The organism is Streptomyces uncialis (genome assembly GCF_001905345.1).
GTDB lineage: Bacteria > Actinomycetota > Actinomycetes > Streptomycetales > Streptomycetaceae > Streptomyces > Streptomyces uncialis.
The window spans coordinates 462,942-483,754 of sequence record NZ_LFBV01000006.1; the positions used below are offsets into that span (position 1 = coordinate 462,942).

At 72.0% G+C, this 20,813-nt stretch carries 16 protein-coding genes; 3 read left to right on the forward strand and 13 right to left on the reverse strand.

The annotated features are described in order from the left end of the window. Positions 1–312: 312 nt before the first annotated feature. The 10 genes from AB852_RS24525 to AB852_RS24570 form a co-directional block, all read right to left on the reverse strand. Positions 313–1,161 carry a hypothetical protein gene (locus AB852_RS24525; protein WP_073792326.1) on the reverse strand — a complete coding sequence of 283 codons (849 nt, stop codon included), beginning with the start codon at positions 1,159–1,161 and terminating at the stop codon, positions 313–315. Between the two features lie 286 nt (positions 1,162–1,447). Beyond that, positions 1,448–2,356 carry a S1 family peptidase gene (locus tag AB852_RS24530; RefSeq protein WP_073792327.1) on the reverse strand — a complete coding sequence of 303 codons (909 nt, stop codon included), beginning with the start codon at positions 2,354–2,356 and terminating at the stop codon, positions 1,448–1,450. Between the two features lie 280 nt (positions 2,357–2,636). Next, entirely contained in the window at positions 2,637–3,473 is an 837-nt protein-coding gene (locus tag AB852_RS24535) for a DUF1684 domain-containing protein (RefSeq protein WP_073792328.1), read from the reverse strand. A 270-nt stretch (positions 3,474–3,743) separates the two neighbouring features. Continuing rightward, positions 3,744–5,135, reverse strand: a complete 1,392-nt coding sequence (locus tag AB852_RS24540; protein ID WP_079184887.1) for an NtaA/DmoA family FMN-dependent monooxygenase — start codon at positions 5,133–5,135, stop codon at positions 3,744–3,746. Continuing rightward, positions 5,132–6,211, reverse strand: a complete 1,080-nt coding sequence (locus tag AB852_RS24545; protein ID WP_073792329.1) for an LLM class flavin-dependent oxidoreductase — start codon at positions 6,209–6,211, stop codon at positions 5,132–5,134. The genes AB852_RS24540 and AB852_RS24545 overlap by 4 nt, the downstream gene beginning before the upstream one ends. 119 nt (positions 6,212–6,330) lie before the next feature. Next, a complete protein-coding gene (locus AB852_RS24550) occupies positions 6,331–7,341 on the reverse strand; it encodes an ABC transporter substrate-binding protein (RefSeq protein ID WP_073792330.1) in 1,011 nt (336 codons plus the stop codon). A gap of 207 nt (positions 7,342–7,548) precedes the next feature. Then, positions 7,549–8,301 (reverse strand): amino acid ABC transporter ATP-binding protein, encoded by a 753-nt coding sequence (locus AB852_RS24555; RefSeq protein ID WP_073792413.1) that lies wholly within the window; start codon positions 8,299–8,301, stop codon positions 7,549–7,551. Between the two features lie 227 nt (positions 8,302–8,528). Continuing rightward, entirely contained in the window at positions 8,529–9,422 is an 894-nt protein-coding gene (locus AB852_RS24560; protein WP_073792331.1) for an amino acid ABC transporter permease, read from the reverse strand. A 74-nt stretch (positions 9,423–9,496) separates the two neighbouring features. Beyond that, positions 9,497–11,281, reverse strand: a complete 1,785-nt coding sequence (locus AB852_RS24565) for an FAD/NAD(P)-binding protein (RefSeq protein ID WP_073792332.1) — start codon at positions 11,279–11,281, stop codon at positions 9,497–9,499. Next, positions 11,278–12,144: an amino acid ABC transporter permease gene (locus AB852_RS24570; protein ID WP_073792333.1), complete on the reverse strand. Its 867-nt coding sequence runs from the start codon at positions 12,142–12,144 to the stop codon at positions 11,278–11,280. The genes AB852_RS24565 and AB852_RS24570 overlap by 4 nt, the downstream gene beginning before the upstream one ends. Before the next feature lie 718 nt (positions 12,145–12,862). Here AB852_RS24570 and AB852_RS24575 point away from each other — a divergent pair. Continuing rightward, a complete protein-coding gene (locus AB852_RS24575) occupies positions 12,863–13,822 on the forward strand; it encodes an ABC transporter substrate-binding protein (protein ID WP_073792334.1) in 960 nt (319 codons plus the stop codon). Positions 13,823–14,113: 291 nt separating this feature from the next. Here the strand turns inward: AB852_RS24575 and AB852_RS39900 are convergent, their stop codons facing one another. Further along, positions 14,114–15,460: a DUF5685 family protein gene (locus AB852_RS39900; RefSeq protein ID WP_073792335.1), complete on the reverse strand. Its 1,347-nt coding sequence runs from the start codon at positions 15,458–15,460 to the stop codon at positions 14,114–14,116. Positions 15,461–15,746: 286 nt separating this feature from the next. Between AB852_RS39900 and AB852_RS24585 the strand changes: the two genes are divergently transcribed. Continuing rightward, positions 15,747–16,196 (forward strand): cell division protein SepF, encoded by a 450-nt coding sequence (locus AB852_RS24585; protein ID WP_073792336.1) that lies wholly within the window; start codon positions 15,747–15,749, stop codon positions 16,194–16,196. An 88-nt stretch (positions 16,197–16,284) separates the two neighbouring features. Here the strand turns inward: AB852_RS24585 and AB852_RS24590 are convergent, their stop codons facing one another. Both AB852_RS24590 and AB852_RS24595 read right to left on the reverse strand, forming a co-directional pair. Next, positions 16,285–17,475, reverse strand: a complete 1,191-nt coding sequence (locus AB852_RS24590) for an acyl-CoA dehydrogenase family protein (protein WP_073792337.1) — start codon at positions 17,473–17,475, stop codon at positions 16,285–16,287. 100 nt (positions 17,476–17,575) lie between these two features. Further along, on the reverse strand, positions 17,576–19,273 hold the full coding sequence (locus AB852_RS24595) for an MFS transporter (RefSeq protein WP_079184888.1): 1,698 nt from the start codon (positions 19,271–19,273) through the stop codon (positions 17,576–17,578). Positions 19,274–19,746: 473 nt separating this feature from the next. Here AB852_RS24595 and AB852_RS24600 point away from each other — a divergent pair, with 473 nt between their 5' ends. Continuing rightward, positions 19,747–20,808: a phosphatase PAP2 family protein gene (locus tag AB852_RS24600; protein ID WP_073792338.1), complete on the forward strand. Its 1,062-nt coding sequence runs from the start codon at positions 19,747–19,749 to the stop codon at positions 20,806–20,808. Positions 20,809–20,813 lie beyond the last annotated feature (5 nt).

Sequence of the window (20,813 nt, forward strand, 5' to 3'; positions counted from 1 at the left end):
CGCGCACGAGAGGCGATACGCGCTCCTCGCGCATCGGGCGCCCCTGGTCACGCGGTCGCGATTCCCTGTGCAAACACCGCGTGCGACGAATGGTTCGGCAGAGGGTGAGGACTAGTCCTGTCTTGTTCTCGCCCTACTGAGACCGGAATTCACCGTGTGGACAAGGAGGCTGAAGTGGCACATCGAACCGTCCCGGAAACAAGGAGCGGCAGCTCCGCGCGACCCCCGCAGCGGGCGGTTCCGGTGAGAACGGCTCCGCCGGGGCCGCCCCGGGAAGCGCGGGGTCCGGCGCGGATCAGCCGTAGGCGCCGGTCAGCGGCAGGCGCCGGTCAGCCGGGCCGCACGGGCCGCGTCGACTCCGCCACGCCAGGCCGCGAGCGGCAGGGTGATGTCCGAGCGGGGCGCGCCCCGCATCCCCCGGTGGGCCTCATGGACCTCGGCCCGGGGGACGAACCGGTCGAAGGAGGGTGCGAGCAGGGGGTTCGGCAGCACACCGAGTTCGGCGAGCCCGATGAGGATGCCGTAGCGCTGGTACTTGTCGGTGCGTGCCAGCAGACCGGCCCTGGCGACGGTCCGTTCCAGTTGGCCGGGCGTGGTGCCCTGCGGCTGCGCGGCCACCAGGTCCAGGAGCGCGCGCAGCGCGTCGAGGTCCGCGCCGGTCGCCTCAGGCAGTCCATGGGACGCCGCCGCCTCCAGATCGGGCAGACAGCGCGCGGGGATCTCGTTCCAGGCCCATCCGCAGGCGATACGGACGAGTTCCTCGGTCACATCGAGGCGCTCGACCTCGCTCAGCCCGCAATCGGGCACACCGTGAGGCCCTTGAGGCGCTTCGGCGAGATGCCGCGCCCACGCGTAGGAGATGAGGATCTGCCTGCCGCGCGGCGCGCTGCCGCCGACACCGGCGACGAAGGCCGAGAGCACGGCATCGGGGTCCAGGGCGCGGGCCGCTGCGACCGAGCGGGCGACGATCTCGCCGGCCGCCCATTCCTCCTTGACCCCGATCGGCCTGCCGAGCCGGTGGGCCTCGGCCAGGTCGTCCTCGTGCGGTGGGGCGGTGGCCCCGGTCGCCACACCGTTGCGGTTGAAGCGGTAGCCCGTGCAGCGCATGAGCAGCAGCAGCTCGTCGCCCCGGGGGATGTCTCTGGCGGCGACCGGTGTCATGGCGTCAGGGTAATGAGTCTGCCCGGCGCCCGAGGCACCGCCCTGGAGAGCGGTCCGGGGACCCGGGATGCGGCGCATGACCGTACCGACCGGCCCGTCGGCAGCCCGCCCCGCCTCCGCCCGCCGTCCCCGGACCTGTCCCGGCGCACCTGCGCTACCGGGCGCTACCGGGCGCAACCGGCACACCTGGCACACGACGAGCCTCCGCCGGGACGGCCCGGCGGAGGCTCGCGATGCTACGGGGTGTCAGCCGATCGCTGGAGGGTCACCCCGTCGGCCACCGGGATCAGCCGATGGTGAGGCCATAGGCGTTGAGCGCCTCCACGACCGGCTGGAAGAAGGTCGTGCCGCCGGAGGAGCAGTTGCCGCTGCCGCCGGAGGTCAGTCCGTACGCGGTGGTACCGGCGAAGAGCGCGCCGCCGGAGTCGCCGCCCTCGGCGCAGACCGTGGTCTGGATCATGCCGTAGACGACATCGCCGCCGCCGTAGTTCACGGTGGCGTTGAGCGCGGTGACCCGGCCGCTGTGCAGACCGGTGGTGGAGCCGCGGCGCTGGACCGCGGTGCCGACGGTCGGGTTGGCCGCGCGGGTGATGGTCTGGCCGCCGACCGCGCTGGGCTTGCTGACGGAGGTGTTGGTGTAGCGCACCAGCCCGTAGTCGTTGCCGGGGAAGCTGGTCCCGGCGCTGGTGCCGAGGACCGTGGTACGTCCGGAGTTGGAGTACCAGGTACCGGCGCCCTCGGTGCAGTGGCCGGCCGTCACGAAGTACTGGGTGGTCCCCCGGCGGGCGTTGAAGCCCAGGGAACAGCGCCAGCCACTGGCGTAGATGGCGTCGCCGCCGGAGATGAGCGGTTTGAAGGTCCCCTTGACCTTCTTGACCGTGATGGCACCGGCGGAGTCCCCGGCGGCGCGCTTGATCCCGGCTATCTCCGCCGCGGAGACGGTGCTGTCGGCGGTGACGACCACACGGCCGGTGGCCGGGTCGACATGCCAGGCGGTGCCCGCCACATCGGCTTCGAGTACGGAGTTGGTCGCCTTGGCGAGCTCGACGGCGTCATAGGCGCGGGCGGTGTCCGCGCTGGCGGAGCCCGCCGAGGGCAGGGCCATCGCGGCCGCGGCCACGAGTCCGGTGGTCATCGCCACGAGCCGGGTGCGTCTCGTGGTCGTACTGCGGGGGGTGGTGCGCTTGTTCCTCACTGTCGTTCCTCCCGAGGGAAGTCTGGGGCCCGCGTGGGGTTTGGGCCCGTGAGGCGCAGTCAGGGGCGAGCACGTCCGCTATCCGAACACGCCGTGTCCCTGACAAGCGCTGCCGGGAGTATTTCGAGCCTCAACAGTCACGGACAAGGGCACCTTTCAGCCGTCCGCCATGGACATGCCGACAAACCCCGGCGGCATCCCCGGACCTTTCGCACCCGTTTCGCACGGAACGCTCTTCACGGTCCGGGGCCCACCGGGGCCCACTGTCCCCACAGACGGACTACCGCCCCAGCAGGTTCCGTTCCCCTGCGGCGACCGCCACGGGGAGGGCGTTGCCAGGGGGAGGGAAGGGGCAGAGGAAATGGTCCGCGAAGGCGCACGGCGGCAGCTGCGCGCGGTTGAAGTCCACCGTCACACGCCCCTCGGCGTCGGGCGGCCCGGGGCGCAGGAACCGGAATCGGTGGCTGCCGCCCGCCTCCGGAGCCTTGCCGCTGGTCGTGTCGGCGAAGACGGCCCACAGCGAGCCGTCGGCCTCCACGCCCGCCTGGAGCGTGTGCTCCCGCCCGTCGAGGGAGAAGGCCAGTTCACCGTCGAGCCCCAGGCCACGGCTGCGTCCGTCGGCGTTCTCGACCCGAACCGTCCGCCGGTCCCCGCTGTACGGGGTGAAGCGCCCGGGAACCGACCAGCGCGCCGCGTACGGGGTCGCGTCGATCCCCCGGAACCGGGTGCGGGCGTCCGAGGCGGGGTCGAAGTCCCGTACCGCCCAGAGCCCCTCACGTACGAGGACCACGAAGCGGCGGTCCCCCCGGGCGATCCGGGCGGTGTCGGGGCCGCCCGGGTCGGCGGTGAGTACGACCTCACCGGTGAACGGCCGCCCGTCGAGGGTCAGACCGTTGTCGGCGGTGGCGCCGAGAACCACTCCCGTGCCGTCCGACGCGGTGCTCCATCGACCGGGGATGGCCGGAACTAGGCCCTCCGGATGGTCCTGGAGCCAGTGCGTACCCCTCAAAGCCAGGGGTCCGTAGGGCGCGGCGACGGATTCGGTCCGCCGTGCGTGCCATGTCTTCCACTCCTGCACGGCGTCCTCGGCCGGCCCCTGCTGTCCCTCGTCACTCATCCGTCGCTCCGTCCTCTTATGTGGTCCTCATGACACATTTCACGTCACCGCGACCGACCGCTTTCCCCCGGCCCCGGCCCCGGCCCAGTCCGCCCCGCAGCATCCGGCACCCGGCCCGCAGCTCCCACCTCGCGCACCCCCGGCACCCGGCACCCGGCACCCGGCACCCGGCACCCGCTCAGGAAACCCGTCTCCGGCACCCGGCCCACATCGCGCACCCCAGCACCCGGCACCCGGGCCCCGTTCAGGAATCCCGCTTCCGGCACTTGCTCAGGAGACCGACTCCCCCACCCGCTCCGTCACCGACTCCCCCACCCGTTCCGACACCGGTTCCGTCGCCCGTTCCCCGGCGGGCGCCTTCAGCCCCAGGTGGGACCGGAGGGTGCGGCCCGAGTACTCCGTGCGGAACGCCCCCCGTTCCTGGAGCAGCGGCACCACGCGGTCGACGAATCCGTCCAGCCCGGCCGGGGTGAGATGCGGGACGAGGATGAATCCGTCGGCCGCGTCCGAGTCCACGAACTCGACGAGCTCGGCGGCCACCGCCTCGGGCGTCCCGATGAACGACTGCCGTCCGGTCGCCTCGATGACGGTCTGCCGGATCGACAGCCCCTTCTCCTCGGACAGCGCGCGCCATTTCGCGGCGGCGGTGACCGGGTCGGCGAGCCGCACCCGGCCCTGCACCAGCGCGGAGTCGGGATCGGGGTCGAACGCAGGGAGCGGGCCGTCCGGGTCGTGGCCGGAGAGGTCGACGCCCCACACCTGTTCCAGGGTGTGGAGGGCGTTCTGCGGGGAGATCTGCTGGTGCCGGATCTCGGCGGCGCGTTCCTGGGCCTCGGCGGCGGTGTCCCCGAGGACGACGGTGACTCCCGGCATGATCTTCAGCTCGTCGCGCTCCCGGCCGTAGCGGGCCAGCCGGTCCTTGACGTCGGTGTAGAAGGCGCGGCCCCCTTCCAGCGTTCCGTGCCTGCTGAAGATCACATCGGCGGAGGAGGCGGCGAACTCCCGGCCGTCCGAGGAGTCCCCGGCCTGGATCACCACCGGGTGGCCCTGCGGGGAGCGCGGCACGGTGAAGCGGCCCGCGATGTCGAACTGCCGTCCCTGGTGGGCGAAGGGCCGTGGCGCTTCGTCGGACGACGGCCAGGAGTCCCAGAGCTCCCGGGCGGTGGCGACGAACTCGGCGGCCCGGGTATAGCGGTCGGCCCGGTCGAGATAGCCGCCGCGCCGGAAGTTCTCGCCGGTGAAGGCGTCCGAGGAGGTGACGACGTTCCATCCGGCGCGGCCACCGCTGAGATGGTCCAGGGTGGCCAGTCGGCGGGCCAGTTCGAAGGGCTCGTTGAAGGTGGCGTTGACGGTGGCCGCGAGCCCCAGCCGGTCGGTGACGGCGGCGAGCGCGTTGAGCACGGTGATCGACTCGGGGCGGCCCACCACGTCCAGGTCGTGGACGCGTCCGTTGTGCTCGCGGAGCCTGAGCCCTTCGGCGAGGAAGAAGAAGTCGAACAGTCCCGCCTCGGCGGTGCGGGCCAGATGCTCGAAGGACGCGAAGTCGATCTGCGAACCCGAGCGCGGATCGGACCACACGGTGGTGTTGTTGACGCCGGGGAAGTGGGCGGCGAGATGCATCCGCCTGCGGGCGCGGCCGGGGCCGCGGTGGGTGCTGGTCATGAGGGGTCCCCCACGAGGGCGTAGCGGTTGGCGGGCCGTGCGAGTCCCAGGTGCTCCCTGAGCGTGCTGCCCGGATAGAAGGTGCGGAACAGTCCGCGGTGCTGGAGCAGCGGGACGGTTCCGTTGACGAGCCGCTCCAGGTCACGGCGCGGTTCGACGGGGGTGAGGTGGAAGCCGTCGGCGGCGCCGGAGGAGTGCCAGGCGGCGATCAGCTCGGCGAGGTCGACGGGCCCGCCCCGGTAGAGCGGACCGTACGGGCTGGGCCGGGGGCCTCCGCCGCCGTGGCCCGGTTCGGCCGCGTACTCGCCCTCGCCGAGGTCGACGGCGAGGGCGGCGAGGACCCGCAGGGTGTCGGGGTCACGGCCGTGGGCGGCGGCGGCCGTACGCAGTCCGGTGCGCAGCGCGGCGCTCTGCGCGGGGCCCACCGCGCGGACCAGCGCCACATCGGCGTACCGGGCGGCGGTGTCACGGGCGTGCGGGTCGGTGGCGTCGACGACGATGACGGGGTGGCCCTGGGGGGACCGGGGCACGATCGAGGGGCCCTTCACGGAGAAGGTGGCGCCCTGGAAGTCGACATAGTGCAGCTTGTCGCGGTCGATGAAGCGCCCTGTCGATGTGTCGCGGATCTCGGCGTCGTCCTCCCAGCTGTCCCACAGCCGGGTGGCCGCCTCGGCCACGTCCGCCGCCTCCCGCCACAGCGCCTCGGGGGGCGCGGCGTCGCGGCGGCCGAACAGCCGGGCCTCGTGCTCCCCCTGCGAGACCTCGGCCTGCCAGCCGGCCCGGCCCCGGCTCACCCAGTCGAGGGTGGCCACGGCGGCCTGGAGGTGGAAGGGCTCGGTGTGGGTGGTCGTCACGGTCGGCACCAGTCCGACGCGCCCGGTGACCGGGGCGAGCCGGGCGAGCACGGCGAGCGCGTCGGGGCCGGGGCGGCCGAAGGAGTCGCCGAGGGTCACGAAGTCCAGGGCGCCCCGTTCGGCGAGCCGGACGAGTTCGGTGTAGGGCTGGGGGTCGTAGGCGCCTGGCAGATCGAGGGCGGCGGCCAGGTGCAGCAGCCCCCGGCCGGTGGAAGCGGTCATGTCGGTGTACCTCTCGGGTGGGGGTGGGGGTCCCACGCGGGGCCCGGCGGCGGACCGGGCAGGCGGACGGGCCGCCGGACCGGTCGGGGGTAGGCCGACGGGCCCCGCATGGCACCGGGTCAGGTCCGGGGCAGTCCCTCCGGGTTGACCTCGGACTTCTTCACGGCCTCACCGGACAGTCCCCAGCGCTTGAGGACCTTGGCGTACGAGCCGTCGGCGATGACGTGGTCGAGGGCGGCGGCATAGGCGTCGACCAGCCCGCTGTCCTTCTTCGTGGTGGCGGCGATCTTGCCCTGGAGGGCGTCACCCGCGCCGGACAGCGAACCGACGACCTTGGTCTGTCCGGAGGTCGCGACGTGGTAGGCGACCGTGGGGTAGGGGCCGAGGTGGCCGTCGATCCGTCCCGACTGGAGGGCGAGGTAGTAGTCGGTGTCCTTCTGGAAGTACTTGATGTCGACGGGCTTGCGGCCCGCCTTCTCGTTCTGCTCGCTCCAGTCGATCAGGATGCGTTCCTGGTTGGTGCCGGAGGACACCGAGATGGTCCGGCCCGCGACGTCCTTCGGGCCGGTGATCTTCCAGTCGGCGTCCTTCTTCGCCTCGAACGCGATGTTGTCGAGCCGGTAGGTCGCGAAGTCGTACTTCTCCTTGCGCTCCTCGGTGACCGTGACATTGGAGAAGACGGCGTCGAACTTGCCGCTGTCGAGGCCGACGAAGAGGTTCTCCCAGGACACCGTCTGGGGCTTGACCTTCAGTCCGAGGGTGTCGGCGACCAGGGTCGCTATGTCGATCTCGGAGCCGATCCGGGTCTTGTCGTCGGTCGCGAAGAAGCCGAGCGGCGGGGAGGAGTCGGCGCCCAGCCCGGTCCGCAGGAGACCGCTCTCGCGGATGCCGTCGGGCAGCAGGGCCGCGATCTTCTCGTCCTTGGTGCCTCTGACCCGGTTCTGGTCGGGGCCGATGTTGATCCCGCCGGCCTTGTCGCCCTTGGCCTGCCCCGTCGCGGACGACGCGGCGTCGCTGTCACCTCCGCAGGCGGCCAGCAGCGGTGCGGCCACCAGCGCGGCGGCGGACAGGACGAGAGCGCGGCGGGGCCGTCTGACGGACCGGGGACCACGAGGGGAACGGGAAGACACAGTCGTACTCCTGAACTGGTGACCGATGAGGGTGGGATGAGGCGGTTCCACGCGCGGCGGACCCGGACGGACCGGGCAGCCGCCGCGCGAACGGAACAGCGGCGGGAACAGCGAAAGGACCTGAGAAGGGAGAAGGGAGAAGGGAGAAGGGAGCTGCGAAAACGATCAGCGGACGGTACGGATACGGACCGGACAGCTACGGGCAGGTCACAGGACCTTGGACAGGAACGCCTTGGTGCGCTCGTGCCGGGGCGCGTCGAGGACGGCCGCGGGCGGCCCCTGTTCGACCACCCGGCCCTCGTCCATGAACACGACGGTGTCGGCGACCTCGCGGGCGAAGCCGATCTCATGGGTGACGACGATCATCGTGGTGCCCTGGTGGGCGAGGTCCTTGATGACGTCGAGCACCTCGCCCACGAGTTCGGGGTCGAGCGCGGAGGTCGGCTCGTCGAAGAGCAGCAGCCTCGGTTCGAGGGCGAGCGCGCGGGCGATCGCGACCCGCTGCTGCTGACCGCCGGAGAGCTGCTTGGGATAGGCGTCGGCCTTGTCGTCGAGCCCCACCCGGGACAGCAGCCGCCGGGCCGCCGCGACGGCGTCCTTGCGGGGCCGTTTCAGCGCGGAGACGGGAGCCTCCACGATGTTCTCCAGCACGGTGAGATGCGGGAAGAGGTTGAAGTTCTGGAAGACGAACCCGATCCGGGTGCGCTGCCTCAGTACCTCGCGCTCGCGGAGCTCGTACAGCTTGTCGCCGGAGCGGCGGTAGCCGATGAGGGAGCCGTCGACGCTGATCCAGCCGCTGTCGGCCTTCTCCAGATGGTTGATGGTCCGCAGCAGGGTCGACTTGCCGGAGCCGGAGGGGCCGAGGATCACGGTGACCTCGCCCACGGGGACGTTCAGATCGATGCCCCTGAGCACCTCCAGCGTCCCGAAGCTCTTGTGGACACCCCGGATCTCGACCATGACCGGCGCCCCGGACTCCTCCTCGACGGCCACCTGGTCGCCGGGGCCGTCCGCCACGACCGCCTCACCGACAGCCGCCTTGCCGACAGCCGCGTTGTCGCCGGCCGCCTTGCCGCCGGCCTCCCCGGCGGTACCCCCGTCGGGTTCCCCTGTGGTGCTCGTGACCGTGCCGGCCGGACCGACCGTGCCTGCGGTCTTCGTGACCGCGGAAGCGGGTACGGGCGCGCTCATCGCGTGGCCCCCTTCGAGAAGTGTCGTTCGACGTAGTACTGGAGGACGGACAGCGCGGTGGTCAGGAGGATGTACCAGACCGTGGCGACCATCAGCAGCGGGACCACGCGCCCGTTGCGGCCGTAGATGACCTGGACCTGGTAGAACAGCTCGCCGATCGCCATGACGGAGACGATCGAGGTGCCCTTGAAGAGGGAGATGACCTCGTTGGCGGCGTTGGGCAGGATCGACCGCATCGCCTGCGGCAGCACGATCCGGCGGATCTGCCGCAGCCGTGGGATACCGAGCGCGGCGGCCGCCTCCAGCTGCCCGGTGTCCACGGCGAGCACCCCGCCGCGGACGATCTCGGCGGCGTACGCGGCCTGGTGCAGCGCGAGTCCGAGGACCGCCGCGCTCATCGCGCCGACCAGGCCCATCGTGTCGAAGGTGAAGAAGCCGGGCCCGAACGGGATACCGAACTGCAACTCCTTGTACAGATAGGCCAGGTTGAACCAGAAGAGCAGCTGGACGATCAGCGGGATCGAGCGGAACGCCCAGATGTAGCCGAAGGCGACGGCCTTCAGGAACGGGCTGGCCGACAGCCGCATGAAGGCCAGCACGATCCCCAGCGCGAAGCCGAGGGCGGTGCCGTAGAAGGTGAGCTGAAGGGTGACCCACACCGCCCTGAGGACCACGTCCGCGGTGAAGAACTCCGCGAACACCTCCCATTCCCAGCCCGCGTTGGTGACCAGCCCGTGGACGAACTGGGCCAGGAGCACGGCGGTGGCGACGACCGCGGCCCAGCGCCAGGGGTGCCGGACGGGAACGACCTTGAGCGAGGCGAAGCCGTCGTCGGCCGGGACGGGTCGTGGTGTCGTGGTGTCGAGAGGTGGATCGCTGGTCAGGGACATGAGGTTTCCTCGGGGCCTGTGGGTTCGCGCACGCGCGCGGGAGGGTTCGCGTAGGGCCGGACGGGCCGGGGCCGTCAGGCGGCGGCGCGACAGGACACGTCACGCAGGAAGGCGAGCACGGTGCGCGCGGTGGTGTCGTTCTGCCGGAAGGAGGGGCCGCCCGTGCAGGGGCGGGTGAACGCCCCGGAGCCCCGGGCGTCGGTGTGCGGGCCGAGGGCGAACCTCCGTGGATGCGGTACGCCGTCCCGGTCCAGGACCCGGCCGTCCGCCGGGTCCACGGCGAGCAGTCCGGCGGAGGTGACCCGTACGCCTTCCGTGTACAGCCCGCGCAGCAGGGAGTCGCTGGTGTCCTGGAGGGTGGGGTGCGGCAGCCGCGCCTCGATGAGCGCGCGGGCGGTGACGGACCGTCCGGGCACCGAGGGGCCGGAGCCGCGGAAGACCCCGTCCTCGGCGGTGACGGTCATACCGGGTCCGAGGAACCGGACGATCCCGGCCCGGGAGAGCGCGAGCAGTTGCCGCAGCCGGGGTCCGGGCGGTCCGGAGGCGAGGTAGCTGAAGAAGCCGTGCCACCAGGGACCGGTGTCGCCGAGCCGGATGAGCTGCCCGTACACCGACAGCAGTCCGAGGAAGACCGCCAGGTCGGGGCTGTGCGCGGGGTCGTGCCGGCGGGCGAGGTCGGCGGTGATGTAGGCGCGTACCCCGTCCTGGAGCGCGTCGCCGTCGGGGTAGCGCACCCCGTCGAGGGGCCGGTCGAGGGCGGCGAGGTCGAGCCGGTCGGCGGGGTCGGGCACCGAGGACGCCACCAGGGCGCGCAGTTCGTCGCTCAGCGGCCCGGCGGCGGCGTACTTCTCCTCGAAGTCGGTCCAGGAGACCCGGGTCCGTTCGGGGTGCGTGGCGAACAGCCGGTGGTAGTGGGCGAAGCCCAGTTCCTTGTCGATCAGCGGCCACACATCGCGGACGAAGTCGGCGCCACCGGGCCGGGCCAGCAGCCCGTCCACCTCGGCGGGGCCGAAGAACCGGGGCAGCGGCGGGCGCTCCCCCGACCAGGAGTACCCGATCTTCGAGTGGTACGGCACCCCGCGCCGGGAACCGACGTGCAGTACGGGTTCCCGTCCGGTGGGCCGGTACGTCAGCTCGCCGCCGGGGCCCTCCTCGTACCGTCCGCCGCGGCCCTCGGTGAGCAGGACCATCAGGTCGACGAAGGCGAGACCGAAGCCCCGCACCAGTACCGGTTCGCCGGGCGCGAGTGCGGACAGATCGATGTCGGCGGTGTAGTCGGGCGGCAGATGGAGCAGGCCATGGTGGTCCGCGTAGGCGCGCAACCCGCGCTGTTCGGCGTCGAGTTCGGCCTCGACATGGCCGAGGGCGAGGATCACCAGGTCGGCGGTGAGCGGTTCGGCGCGTCCTTCGATCCAGACCCGCTGGCTGCCGTCGCGGTCCCCCTGGAGGCGGGTCGCGCGGCGCGCGTGGTGGTGGACGGTGATCCCGGGGGGCAGTGCGGCCACGGCCCGCTCGTACACCCAGCGCAGATAGGAACCGCCGAGCCGGCGGCCGGGGAAGGCGGCGCCGTCGAGTCCCGCCCATTGGTGGAGGGTGGGTCCGGGGCGGACGGGCCCGTCCAGGGGGACGGTCTCGTCGGTGAACATGGTGACGTCCTCGGCCATGGAGTTCATCCACAGCAGCGGGGACTGGTCCTGGCGCCATATCCGGCCGCTGCCCGGCGGATAGGGGTCCACGAGATGGATGTCCAGCGCGTCGGCGCCGTCGCCGGACAGCAGTCCGGGCGCGTTGGCGGCGATGCGTTCCAGCAGGCCGGTGGTCCGGGGGCCGGCGCCCACGATGACCAGGGTGGGTCTCATCGGCGGGTCTCCGTTCCCCGGGCGTAGTGCCGTTCGACGTAGTACTGGCCGACGCTGAGCACGGAGGTGACGACCACGTACCAGACGGTGGCGACGAGCAGCAGAGGGATCACCTGGTAGGTGCGGTGATAGACGAGCTGCACCGAGTAGAGGAGATCGGCGACCGCGATCACGGAGACGATGGACGTGCCCTTGAGGGTGCCGATCAGCATGTTCCCGGCCGGTGGCACGATCGCCCGCATGGCCTGCGGCAGCACGATCCGCCGCCAGCGCCGCCCCCGGCCGAGCCCCAGCGCCTGCGCGGCCTCGATCTGTCCGCGGTCCACGGAGAGGATGCCGCCGCGGACGACCTCGGCGGCGTACGCGGCCTCGTGCAGGGTCAGTCCGATGATGGCGACGGTGATGGGGTCGAGCAGATTGACGGTGCTGACCCCGAGGATCTGCGGGTACAGGGCGCCGATGTTGAACCAGAAGAGCAGCTGGACGAGGATCGGCATGGACCGGAACAGCCAGACGTATCCCCAGCTCACGGCGCGCAGTACCGGGTTGTCGGACAGGCGCATCACGGCGAGCAGGGTGCCGAGGGCGAAGCCGAGGACCATCACGAGGGCGGTCAGCCACAGGGTGAGACCGAGGCCGCGCAGTACGGACGCGGAGGTGAAGTACTCACCGACGACGCCCCATTGGAAGGCGTCGTTGCGGACCACGGACCGGACGGCGGCCGCGAGCAGGGCGAGCAGGACGACGGCGGCGATCCACTGACCGGCCTTGGGCCGGCGCACGATCGACAGGGTGAGAGGCGGGCCGCCGGACGGATCACGTGGTCGGGCGGGGGAGCTCTTGGTGAGCGTGGGCAAGGACATGCGAAGGCTCCGCGGGCACGGGAAGTCGGCACGGACTGGCCTTCACACATGGACACCGACCGAGCCCCTCAGCAGCGGCGGGTGTCCCAATACGCCTTGAGACTAAGGGTGTTGTCCGCCACGCTGTCAAGGGTGTCCACACTCTGAGCCGTACGTCTCAAGTCGGTTGACGGCGACCCGGATGCCTGTTCCACTTGTGACCATGCATCCGCAGCAGTGGCTGGTCACACGCTCCCACATCGACTTCGGTCGAGTGTGGTCGGCGTCTTGTTGAGCTGACGCCACGCTGCCCGGCCCCGCGGTTCTCTCTCCGCGCGACGGCCGTCACGCGTTCTCCGAGGCACCGGGCCACCTTCCGCGTCCCGCGCACGGTCCGCCCCGCCGTTCCCGCTGTTCCCGCCGTTCCGGCGCCCTTTCCCTTTTCGCAGTGCCCGCAGTGCCTTCACACACGTTCGCCAGCTCGGCCCCTCCCCTCAGCAGTGCCCTTCCCGCAGTGCCCTCGGTGACCGCCGGCGGGTGACCCGCTCCGGCGGGACCCGCGGCCGGCCGCTTCCCGACCGCTTCCCGACAGCTCCGCCGCGCCCCGCGCGGCCCGACCGGCGACCCCGGACGGGCCGGCCGGCCGCGCCTGGGCCGGGCCGCGCGCACCGCCTTCCCGCCGGGCCTCTCACCTTCCGGTCGTCCGTCTCATCTGTCGGTACTTGGAGAACGCCACACCATGAGTACGTCCACGCTGTCCCGCCATCGCAGTTTCGCCACCTTCGCCCTGATCACGGCCACCGCGCTGACGCTCACCTCGTGCGGTTCGGACGGGTCGGGCGGATCGGACCCGGGTACCCGGACGGGCGCCGCGAAGAACGCGGACCTCCCGACGACCGATGTGGTGTCCTCGCTCGCCAAGGACCCGGCCGCCGCGGCGCTGCTGCCGGCGGAGGTCCGCGGGAGCGGTGAACTGACCCTCGCGACCAGCGTCGGCGGCAACCCGCCCGGCTCGGCGTACCTGGACGACGGGAAGACGCTCGTCGGTCAGGACGTGGACTTCGCGGACGCGGTGGCGAAGGTGCTGGGCATCGAGCTGAAGCGCGAGGTGGCGAGCTTCGAGGCGATCCTGCCCGCGCTCGGCAGCGGCAAGTACGACCTGGGCACCGGCAACTTCGGGGTGACGGAGGAGCGCCGCAGGACGATCGACTTCGTGACGTACATCAACGACGGCCAGGGCTTCGCCGCGCGCGAGGACAGCGATCTGCCCGAGATCAAGGATCTCAAGCAGCTCTGCGGGCTGAAGGTCGCGACGAGCGCGGGCACGACGTTCGAGGCGACGCTCCAGGACAACAAGAAGGTGTGCGACGGGCAGAAGGCGTACAGCGTCCAGACGTACAGCGATCAGAGCGCGATCTGGTCCGCGCTCCAGCAGGGCCGCGCCGATGTGGTGATGAGCACCATCAACGGTCTGCGGTACGCGGTGTCCCATCAGAAGGGGCTGAAGTTCCTGAGCGAGTTCCACCGGCTGGACGTGGGCTTCGCCTTCAAGAAGAACACCCCGCTGGCCCCCGCCTTCCAGGCCGCGGTCAACAAGCTCATCGAGGACGGGACGTACGACAAGATCCTGGCGAAGTGGGGCACGAAGGGCTCCGCCATCAAGACCTCGGAGATCTCCCCGCCGGAGTCCAAGGGCTGAGCACACCCCGGCCGCCGGTCCCGTACCCAGGACCACCCGACACCCCCGGCACCCCAGCACCCCGGCGGCCCTGGGTACGGGACCGGCACCCCGGCGACCCGGCGACCCGAGGTACGGGCGACCCGGGGTACGGGACCGGCACCCCTGCCGTTCCGGTGCGGGTGCCGTACCCCTCCCACCCGGGTGCGGGTCCCGCACCCACGCCCGCCCAGGGACGGGTCCCGCACTCCCGCCCGCCCAGGGACGGGACCGTATCCGGCCGGGCAGGAGGCGAACCGGGCGACGGAAGGATCAGCAGTCGCACCCGCAGTCGCAGCAGCCGCCCTCGCCGTCCCCGCCGCAGCAGCTACAGCAGTTGCAGCATTCGCCGCACACCCCGCAATCGCAGTTCCCGCACGGTGACGGACGGCGCTCACGCGACCAGGGGTCCTCGTACTCGCCACAGCAGAGCTGACACGTGCAGGCGAGTCCGGCCCAGACCAGACAGCCCGCGAGCATCCCCCGCCGGTCCCGGCGCGGCGGTCCGGGCGGGAAGGGACCACCCGGACCGGGGCCACCGGGTCCGCCGGGCGCGTAAGGCCCGTTCGGGGCGTACGGTCCGTTCGGCGCGTAAGGCCCGTTCGGCCCGCCGGGTGTGTGCGCACCGGCCGTGTGGGCGGCGCCGGCCGTGTGGGCGGCGCCGGCCGTGTGGGCGGCGCTGGCCGTGTGGGCGGCGCCGGGTCCGGACAGGGTCCCGTGCGTGCCCGGCGCGGCCTCGTCACCCGCGCCCGGGTGCCCGCAGGAGCGCGACCCGAAGGCGCGGTCCACCGAGTTCCGCAGTTCATGGGCGAGCAGCACATGGGCGAGTCCGCCGTCGGTGAAGTCGGCCTCGCGCAGCGCCAGACGTATCCCGTGCAGCGCGTCGTCGGCGAGGCGGCGGGCCTCGGTGAGGTCGGTGCCGGTGGCGGTGAGCGGGTTCCACGCGCCCGTGGCGGCGTCGGTGTCCCGGTCCTCGACGGCGTCCAGGAGATGGGCGAGCCGGCCGAAGAGGCGTCCGGCCTCGGCGAGCGGCGCGGCGTTGTGGGGTCTGCCGGCGAGGACGGCGGTGTGCGCGAAGGCGGCGGCCGTCGCGGTCTCGGTGGGTTCGGTGACGGTGAGCAGCGGGGTGCCGGGGCCCGCGAGTGCCTCGATGCCCGGCTGGCGGTCGACCGCGTCGAGCAGGAGCGCGGTGTCGAAGCCCACAGCCGTACCGGTACGTTGACCCGCTTTGTCCCAGTTGGTCGCGACACGCCGTGCGGCGACCGCTATGGGCTTTCGAGCCAACAGTCCGTCACCGTCCAGGACGTGGTCCCGCATCTTGGCCGCGGCGAGCACCAGGGAGACCGCCGCGGCGAGCCTGGCACCCTCCCCACGGGCCACTGAGGCACCACGCATCCCGCGCAGCGGACAGGGTCCGGCCCGGCGCCGGCCCTCCTCGGCCCGCTCGGCCTGAGCTTCCGTCAGAACCGAGACCAGCAGACCGTCATAGTTGGTGACAAGCCGGGCGAACTGCCCGTGATCCCTTCGCAGAGCGAGGCACAGGCCGCACAAATGAGCCATCCACGCGGCTCCGAGCCGCTCCCCCAAGCGATGCTTGCAGGGCCTGACAATGCCGAACATGACGACGCTCCCCCCGTGCCGTAACCGAATCGGCGCATGCTACCGGCCGGTCCGTTCACCCGGACGCACCGGGCATCACCCAAACGCCGCGAGAAATCATATTTCACTCACAGTCAGCAGCGTTGTGCCGCAAGACCCTTGGAATCAGGGGACCTCTACCGATTTGCTGTGCACCAGTACCGTCACGAAAACCCAGCGCGGCGACCAACCCCTTGGCGCGTTGTCAGCATCATGGTCGACCATAGGGGGGCGGAACCACGCAAGACCGCTGTGAGAGGAGGCGTCCATGGGATCGGTGCGCAAGGCGAGTGCCTGGCTTGGCCTCGTCGACGACAACGATGATGAGCGTTACTACGACAGCTACGAGGACGACACGACCGACGCGACCGGGAGCCACGGCAACGCCTGGGTGACCGACCCGCGGGTGAAGGTCGCCACGGACACCGCCGAGGAGACCGGCCGCCGCATCGGCACGGTCACCCCGGACAGTTTCCGGGACGCCCGCGCCATCGGTGAACTGTTCCGGGACGGTGTCCCGGTCATCGTGAACCTCACGGCCATGGAGCCCGGCGACGCCAAGCGCGTCGTCGACTTCGCGGCCGGTCTGACCTTCGGACTGCGCGGCTCGATCGAGCGCGTGGCCACGCGGGTCTTCCTGCTCACCCCTTCGCACACCGAGATCGTCAGCGGCGAGGCCCAGGGCCGTCGCAGCGACGGTTTCTTCAACCAGAGCTGAGGCAGGGCCGCTCACCGGCCGGTTCGGCCGGGGCGTCACCGCCCGTACCGGGGATCACCCGGACGGGCGACGGAAGGGCCGGGGGGCCTTACCGGAAGGCGTCGAGTCCGGTGAGCGCCTTGCCCAGCACGAGCTGATGCATCTCCACGGTGCCCTCGTAGGTGAGCACCGACTCCAGGTTCGTGGCGTGCCGCATCACCGGGTACTCCAGCGAGATGCCGTTCGCGCCGAGGATCGTCCGGGCGGTACGGCAGATCTCGATCGCCTCCCGCACGTTGTTGAGCTTGCCGAAGCTGATCTGCTCGGCCCGCAGCGTCCCCGCGTCCATCCGGCGGCCCAGATGATGGGCCAGCAGAATGCCCTTGTGCAGCTCGACCGCCATGTCGGCGAGCTTGGCCTGGGTGAGCTGGAAGCCGCCGATGGGCCTGCCGAACTGCTCCCGTGACCCGGCGTACGCCAGCGCCGTCTCGAAACTCGACCGGGCCGCGCCCATCGAGCCCCAGACGATCCCGTAGCGCGCGTGCGACAGACAGCCCAGCGGACCGCGCAGCCCGGTGACCCCGGGCAGCACCGCGTCGGCGGGCAGCCGTACGTCGTCCAGCACCAGCTCACTGGTGACGGAGGCGCGCAGCGACCACTTGTGCTTGATCTCGGGCGCGCTGAACCCCGGGGCGCCGGTGGGGACGACGAAGCCGCGCACTCCCCCGTCGGTCTGCGCCCAGACCACGGCGACCTGCGCCACGGACCCGTTGGTGATCCACATCTTGCGGCCGTTCAGCACCCAGTCGTCACCGTCGCGGCGCGCGTATGTGCGCATCGACCCCGGGTCGCTGCCGTGGTCGGGCTCGGTCAGTCCGAAGCAGCCGATGAGTTCCCCCGCGGCCATCCCGGGCAGCCACTCCCGGCGCTGCTCCTCGGAGCCGTAGCGGTGGATCGCGTACATCGCGAGCGAGCCCTGCACGGAGACCAGGGAGCGGATGCCGGAGTCGGCGGCCTCCAGCTCCAGACAGGCGAGGCCGTACTGCACCGCGCTCGCGCCCGCGCAGCCGTACCCCTCCAGGGACATCCCGAGGGCGCCGAGCGCGCCGAGCTCCCGCGCCAGTTCCCGGACGACGGGCAGCTCGCCGCTCTCGTACCACTCGGCGATGTGCGGCAGCACCCGGTCGCGGGTCCAGGCCCGGACGGTGTCCCGGATCGCGAGGTCCTCGGGCTCCAGGAGGTCGTCGATGCCGAGCGGGTCGGCGGGGTCGAAGGGCGGCGGCTTGGGCGACGCGGACATGGGTGTACCTCCGACGACGGAAACTAGCAGCGGTAACCAGGCTCGGGGGCCGACGTTAGCCGGGGGTCCTCCCGGTGGCAACGGCGACCGGGCCGGAGCGTCACACCGTCGCGTCGGCGGAGGTGCGCGAGCCGCTCGCGCTGCGGGGCGAGGGCAGCTCCGCGCCCGGACCGGACGTCACGGGCTTCGCCGCGGGGGCCGGGCACTCCATGTCCCTCGGCAGCCGCAGCGCGGCCAGCGCGCCGAGCACCAGCAGGGCGGCGCTCACCGCGAGCGTCATGTGCAGCCCGTCGACGAAGGAGTCGCGCGCGGCGGTGCGCAGCGTCTCCCCCGCGCCGGGGCCGAGCCGCTCGGACACCTCGTACGCCTCCCCCAGCGAGTGGCGCGCCGCCTCCTGGGCGCCGCCGGGCACCCCGGGCAGCACGCTGAGGCCGTGTCCGTACGTCGCGTTCATGACGCTGCCGAGCAGGGCGATGCCGATGCCCGCGCCGAGCTGGTAGGAGGTCTCCCCGATGGCGGCGGCGCCGCCCGCCTGTTCCTCGGGCGCCTCGGCGAGCATCGACTCGTACGCCCCGAACAGGGTGGTCTCCAGGCCGAAGCCGAGCATCAGGAATCCGCAGAGCAGCAGACCGCGATTGTCCTGGTGGCCCATGAACGTCAGGGTCAGGACGGCGGTGGCGGTGAGCACGAAGCCGAGGGCGACCATGGTGCGGGGGCCGAAGCGCTGGAGCATCCGGGCTCCGGCGAGACCCGCGGTCATCGCGGCGACGGTGAGCGGCAGCAGCCGCAGCCCGGTCTCCAGCGGGGACAGCCCGAGGACGAGCTGCAAGTACTGCGCGGCCACGAGTTCGAGGCCGACGAGGGCGAGCATCGCGAGCACGATGCACCCGACCGAGGTGCTGAACGCGGGCCGCGCGAACAGCCGCAGATCGACCAGCGGATAGGTGCGGCGGCGCTGGCGCCGTACGAAGGTGACGAGCAGGGCCGCGCCGCCGATCAGCGGCAGGAGGGTCAGCGGGCCGCCGTCCGCGCCCTCGCCGCCCAGCTGTTTGACGCCGAGGACCAGGGCGAAGAGTCCGGCGGCGGCCATCAGCGCGCCGACCACGTCCCAGGGTCCGTCGCGGTCGCCGGTGGACTCGGGCAGCAGCAGCCGCCCGATCGGAAGGCTGATCAGCATCAGGGGGATGTTGATCAGGAAGACGGAGCCCCACCAGAAGTGCTCCAGCAGGAAGCCGCCGACGAGCGGGCCCATCGCCGCGCCGACGGCGGCGACCGCGCTCCAGACGCCGATGGCGAGGGCGCGTTCGCGTCGGTCGGGGAAGATCTGCCGCAGGATCGAGAGCGTGGCGGGCATGATCATCGCGCCGCCGACACCGAGCAGGGCGCGGGCCGCGATCAGTACGCCCGCGTCGTCCGCGACGGCGGCGATCGCGGAGGCCACCCCGAACAGCGCGTAGCCGAGGAGCAGCACCCGGCGGCGGCCGACCCGGTCGCCGAGGGTGCCGAAGAGGATCAGCAGCGAGGCGCAGACCAGCGGGTACACGTCCACGATCCACAGCAGCTCGACACCGCTGGGCCGCAGGTCCTCGGTGACGGCGGGGACGGCGACGTGCAGGACGGTCGCGTCGACAGCGACGAGCAGCAGGCTGACACAGAGGACGAGCAGGACGAGCCAGCGGTTGGCGCCGGGGTCCTTCGGGTCGCCCGGCCGGGCGAGGAGCGTGTCGCGCAGCCTGCCGAGACGCTCGCCGAGCGCGTCCGCGGCTGCCCGTGCGGCGGCCGTGGTCGTCCCTGGCATGCGGTACCTCCCGGATGGTCGCTCACCCTCGGCGGACCCGCGGGAGGGGCTTCCCGCGGCGTCGGGAGTGGGGACGCTCCCGGTCCGGTCACACAGAGCGAGTGAGCGGCCAGCGTACGCGAGTCACCCGGGGCCCCGGGTGGCGGACCTCCCCCCGTCCGGGTCGGCGCGTGTGGCGTGCGCCACTCGTGTCCGCCGGTGCGCCCCGTGCCGCGCCGGCGGACACGAGGAGCGGGCGGTCCAAGATCGCCGGTGAGCGGCCGGGGAATTCCTGGCCGGCGGCCGGTGAACAGAATTCGTCCCGCCCATAAAGCCCGCTTGTCATAGTGCGGCGGAAATAGATGAGAAGTCCCTCATGCAATAAGGCCGATGCCGTATTGACAGTGGCAACTGAGAGGAATGCCACATCACATGGTCATCACAAAGCGAGGGATTGGACGTCGCCGGGTGCGCGCCCCTGTAACGTCGATTGAGTGCGTACCGAACCAAACCCCACCCGTCTGGACCGGGTGTTCGCCCGGCTGGACCGTGAGCCGGAACGACCGGCTCATGTCTCCGTACCGGGGATGAGCCGGCACAGGGTCGTCCTCTTCTCGGCGACCCTGGGCTTCTACGCCGCGATCGTCGTCGCGGTGCTCACCACGTCCTGGCTCGTGCGCCTCGACTGGCAGGTCATGTTCTTCCGGCCGTACCAGCAGTGGCCGGAGCTGCACGCCTACCTCGACTACTACGTGGTCCTCGGCCAGCGCGGCCCGACCGCCGTGATGGTCGCCGCGTGGCTGGGCTGGCGGTCGTGGCGCCAGCGCACCCTGCGTCCGATGCTGACGCTCGGGATGTCCCTGCTGCTGCTGAATGTGACGGTGGGCGCGGCCAAGCTGGGCATGGGCCGCCTCGGTCCGCACTACGCGACCGTGATCGGCTCCAACGAGATGTGGCTCGGCGGGGACATATTTCCCTCCGGGCACACCGCGAACGCGGTGGTGACCTGGGGAATCCTCGCGTATCTGGCGGCGACCCCGCGCGCCCGCCGGTATCTGTCGGCGCTGTCGGCCGTCGTCTCGCTCGGGGTGGGTCTGACCACGGTCTATCTCGGTACGCACTGGCTCAGCGATGTCCTGCTCGGCTGGGCGGCCGGGCTGCTGATCCTGCTCGCGCTGCCGTGGTTCGAGCCGCTGGTGGCACGGGCGGAGCGCTGGCTCTTCGGACTCCGGGACACCTGGCGCCGCCGCCGCGCGGCAGCCGGTGCCCCCGCTTCCACGGCCCCCGTCGCCACACCGGACCCCGCGGACGGCCCACCGCCGGTACGCATTCCCGGTCCGGCCCAGGAGCCCGCCACGCCGGAGACCGTCGGCGCCCCGCACACCGGCCGGGCGCAGCCCCGGCCGGCGCCCGGCGGGCACACCCCGCGCCCGGACCGCGCCCCGGGCACACCCGTCGGCGGGCGGCGCGGAACGCACCACCAGGAGCGCCCGGGGCACGGCACACCACCGGCGGCCGTACCGGCGGGCGGTCCGCCCGGCGGCACCCGCCCCTGACGGAC

Bases quoted from the DNA above. Each gene is read 5' to 3' on its own strand.
- AB852_RS24575 (WP_073792334.1), top strand. From the start codon at position 12,863: ATGAGTACGTCCACGCTGTCCCGCCATCGCAGTTTCGCCACCTTCGCC.
- AB852_RS24555 (WP_073792413.1), bottom strand. From the start codon at position 8,301: ATGGTCGAGATCCGGGGTGTCCACAAGAGCTTCGGGACGCTGGAGGTG.
- AB852_RS24595 (WP_079184888.1), bottom strand. From the start codon at position 19,273: ATGCCAGGGACGACCACGGCCGCCGCACGGGCAGCCGCGGACGCGCTC.
- AB852_RS24560 (WP_073792331.1), bottom strand. From the start codon at position 9,422: ATGTCCCTGACCAGCGATCCACCTCTCGACACCACGACACCACGACCC.
- AB852_RS24590 (WP_073792337.1), bottom strand. From the start codon at position 17,475: ATGTCCGCGTCGCCCAAGCCGCCGCCCTTCGACCCCGCCGACCCGCTC.
- AB852_RS39900 (WP_073792335.1), bottom strand. From the start codon at position 15,460: ATGTTCGGCATTGTCAGGCCCTGCAAGCATCGCTTGGGGGAGCGGCTC.
- AB852_RS24545 (WP_073792329.1), bottom strand. From the start codon at position 6,211: ATGACCGCTTCCACCGGCCGGGGGCTGCTGCACCTGGCCGCCGCCCTC.
- AB852_RS24585 (WP_073792336.1), top strand. From the start codon at position 15,747: ATGGGATCGGTGCGCAAGGCGAGTGCCTGGCTTGGCCTCGTCGACGAC.
- AB852_RS24570 (WP_073792333.1), bottom strand. From the start codon at position 12,144: ATGTCCTTGCCCACGCTCACCAAGAGCTCCCCCGCCCGACCACGTGAT.
- AB852_RS24535 (WP_073792328.1), bottom strand. From the start codon at position 3,473: ATGAGTGACGAGGGACAGCAGGGGCCGGCCGAGGACGCCGTGCAGGAG.
- AB852_RS24565 (WP_073792332.1), bottom strand. From the start codon at position 11,281: ATGAGACCCACCCTGGTCATCGTGGGCGCCGGCCCCCGGACCACCGGC.
- AB852_RS24525 (WP_073792326.1), bottom strand. From the start codon at position 1,161: ATGACACCGGTCGCCGCCAGAGACATCCCCCGGGGCGACGAGCTGCTG.
- AB852_RS24540 (WP_079184887.1), bottom strand. From the start codon at position 5,135: ATGACCAGCACCCACCGCGGCCCCGGCCGCGCCCGCAGGCGGATGCAT.